We start from the raw sequence: 3,414 nt of genomic DNA on the forward strand, positions 1-3,414 counted from the left end.
GGGGGGGGGCGGCCCCCCCCCCCGCCCCCCCCCCCCGGCCCCGCGCCCCCCCCCGGCCCCCCCCCCCCGGGGGCCCCGGGGAACTGCGCGAGCAGCCACAGACCACCCGCGCCTGCTCCACCCACATCAGCCCGGCAGACGCTAAAGCACCTCAGCGAAAGTCACCGTTCGCTCGGTCAGCAACGGCCACACCACCCCCACGACGACCTCCTTGAAGTGCTCGGCCGCCTTGTGCGCCTCGAATCCCTCCCGGTCGGCATACCGCTCGTAGAGCAGGAACCCACCCGGTTCGCCCTCCACCACGTGCACCTCGTACATCAGGTTCGCGGGTTCCGTGCGCGTGGCCTCCCGCGCCTTCAACAGCGCGGCCCGCACCGTCGCCTCGTCGGCGGCTGCGCAGCGGTAGTGGGCAACGACCGTGTATGCCATGCGGTTCCTCCAAGGGTCTTGTCCGGCGCGCCGATTCCAGCATGGATCACGCGCCCGCCGACCCGCGCACGGCGCAACCAATGCCTGCCGCCACGGGGCTGGTGGACCGCCTCCCACATGGTGTGTTGTCGCATCCGGCCCGCACCGGCGGAGCCGTGGCCGACGAAGGAAGTGATCTCCATGCGCACCCTGGAAACCCTCTCCGGCGGGGAGTGGACGAGGACCGGCGAATGGATCGACGTTCACGACCCCGCCGACGTCCGCACCCCGTTCGCCCGGGTCCCGGCCCTGTCCGCCAAGGACGTCACCCGCGCCTACGACCACGCCGAGCGCGGCTTCGCCGGCTGGAAGCGCACCAGCCCCTTCGAGCGGGCCCGGGTCTTCGCCGAGGCCGCCCGGCTGATCCGGGAGCGGGCCGGGGAGATCGCCGCCGACGTCACCGCCGAGAACGGCAAGACCCTGGCCGAGGCGACCGGCGAGACCCTCAAGGCCGCCGACTTCCTGGAGTACTACGCCGGTCTGGCCCGCCAGGGCTACGGCACGCTCCTGCACGACGTACGCCCGAACCACCGTACGCACACCCAGCGCGAGCCCATCGGCGTGATCCTGGTGATCAGCCCCTGGAACGACCCGCTGATCACCCCGGCCCGCAAGCTCGCCCCGCTGCTCGCCGCCGGCAACGCGGCCGTGTTCAAGCCGGCCACCGAGACACCGTTGTCGGGCCTGCACTTCGCCCGCGCCCTGCACGACGCCGGCCTGCCCGCCGGAGTCCTCAACGTCGTCACGGGCCGGACCGCCGAGATCGAGGAGGCGCTCCTCGACGACCCCCGGATCGCCGGCGTCACCTTCACCGGTTCCAACGCCGTCGGCAACCGTATCCGGCGCCGCCTGGCCGACCGCAACGTCCGGTTCCAGGGCGAACTCGGCGGCAAGAACGCCTCGGTGGTGCTGCGCGACGCCGGTCTGCCGGCCGCCGCGAAGGCCGTCGTGGCCGCCTCCTTCGGCCAGGCAGGGCAGCGCTGCACCGCCACCAGCCGGGTGATCGTCGAGCGGCCGGTGTACGACGAGTTCGTCGCGCTGCTGGTCGCGGAGGTGGCGGCGCTCACGGTCGGCCCGGGCGGCGATCCGGCGACCACCCTGTGCCCGCTGTCGAGCCCGAAGCAGCGGGACAGTGTCCTCGCCGACCTGGGCCGGGCGGTCGAGCAGGGCGCGACCGTCCTCACCGGCGGCGGGCCGGACACCGAACGGCCGCACGGCTGCTACGTGCAGCCCACCGTCCTGGCCGGCGTCACCCCCGACATGGCCGTCTGGCGCGAGGAGGTCTTCGGGCCGGTCCTGGCCGTGCGCGCGGTCGACGACTTCGACGCGGCCGTCGCTGCGGTCAACGACTCCGCCTTCGGCCTCGCCGCCGCCGTGTTCACCCGCGACCTCGCCTCGGCGTACCGCTTCGCCGACGAGGCCGAGTGCGGGCAGGTCGCCGTCAACACGACGACCACCGGCTGGGACGTTCACCTGCCGTTCGGCGGATTCCACGACTCCGGCACGGGCTACAAGGAGCAGGGGGAGGAAGTCCTGAGGTTCTCCACCCGTGTCAAGACGGTGGCCGTCCACTTCGGCGCGTGAGCACCGTACGAGAGACGTGACCACCGTACGAGAGAGAGGAGGACGCCGATGGCTGACGAGACGATCGGCGTGGTCGGGGCCGGCATCGTGGGCCTTGCCACGGCCCGCGAGATCGCCCTGAGCCGCCCCGGTACCCGGGTCGTGGTGTTCGAGAAGGAGCAGGAGGTCTCCCGGCACCAGACCGGCCACAACTCCGGTGTGGTGCACGCGGGCATCTACTACACACCGGGCAGCCTCAAGGCCGACCTGTGTGTGCGGGGCGTGGCGCTGCTGCGAGCGTACTGCCAGGACCGGCAACTGCCGTACCAGGAGATCGGCAAGCTGGTGGTGGCCGTCCGCGAGGACGAGCTGGGCCGGATGGAGAACCTGTACCAGCGGGCCAGGAACAACCATGTGCCGGAGCTGCGGAAGATCTCCCGCGAGGAGATCAAGGAGCTGGAGCCGCACGCCGGCGGTATCGCGGCCCTGCACTCGCCGCGCACCGCGATCACCGACTACCCGGCCGTCGCCCGGGCCTTCGCCGAGGACATCACCGACTCCGGCGGCGAGGTACGGCTGGGCTTCCCGGTCACCTCGATCACCACCGTGCCCGGCGGCATCGAGGTGGCCTCCGGGCAGGACCGCGTGCGCGTGGACCGCCTGATCCTCTGCGCCGGCCTCCAGTCCGACTCCGTCGCCCGGCTCGCGCAGGACGGACAGGAGCCCCGGATCATCCCGTTCCGCGGCGAGTACATGCTGCTGAAACCGGACCGGACGGATCTGGTGCGCGGGCTCATCTACCCGGTGCCCGACCCCCGTTACCCCTTCCTCGGCGTGCACTTCACCCCGCGTGTCGACGGTTCCGTGGAGGTCGGCCCCAACGCCGTCCTCGCCCTCGCCCGGGAGGGCTACCGGCGCAGCAGGGTCTCGCCCCGGGACCTGCTCGGGCTCGCCGCCTACCCGGGAGCCTGGAAGATGGCCGCCCGGCACTGGCGTACCGGCGTCAAGGAGTACCGCGGCTCCTTCTCCGCCACCGCCTTCATGAAGGACGCCAAGCTGTACGTCCCCGGTGTCGGCGTCCGGGACGTGGTGCGCGGCGGGGCGGGCGTGCGCGCCCAGGCCCTGGACCGCGACGGCACACTCGTCGACGACTTCCGCATCCATCGGGTCGGCCGGATCACGGCCGTACGCAACGCCCCCTCGCCGGCCGCCACGGCCTCCATGGCGATCGCCGAACACATCACCGCGGCCGTCTTCGGCGACTCCTGAACGAGCTGTTCGCGGCGCCTGGACATGCGCCCCCCACCACCCACCAACCCCCCACCAAAACCATGGCCCCCGGCTCACCCCCCAAACGCAACCCCCCCCCAGCCGTGAATTGAA

Annotated in this window: 3 protein-coding genes; 2 read left to right on the plus strand and 1 reads right to left on the minus strand. The window is 72.3% G+C overall.

The annotated features are described in order from the left end of the window. Positions 1-141: 141 nt before the first annotated feature. Positions 142-429, minus strand: coding sequence for a putative quinol monooxygenase (locus ACWGJB_RS42435; RefSeq protein ID WP_453385364.1), 288 nt, complete (start codon positions 427-429; stop codon positions 142-144). Positions 430-609: 180 nt separating this feature from the next. Between ACWGJB_RS42435 and ACWGJB_RS42440 the strand changes: the two genes are divergently transcribed. Beyond that, the gene (locus ACWGJB_RS42440) at positions 610-2,052 is read left to right on the plus strand and encodes an aldehyde dehydrogenase family protein (protein WP_453385365.1); all 1,443 of its coding nucleotides are present in this window, start codon (positions 610-612) and stop codon (positions 2,050-2,052) included. 48 nt (positions 2,053-2,100) lie between these two features. Then, the gene (gene lhgO / locus ACWGJB_RS42445) at positions 2,101-3,300 is read left to right on the plus strand and encodes an L-2-hydroxyglutarate oxidase (RefSeq protein ID WP_453385366.1); all 1,200 of its coding nucleotides are present in this window, start codon (positions 2,101-2,103) and stop codon (positions 3,298-3,300) included. The last annotated feature ends 114 nt before the right edge of the window (positions 3,301-3,414 follow it).

The organism is Streptomyces sp. NPDC054813, assembly GCF_053611365.1.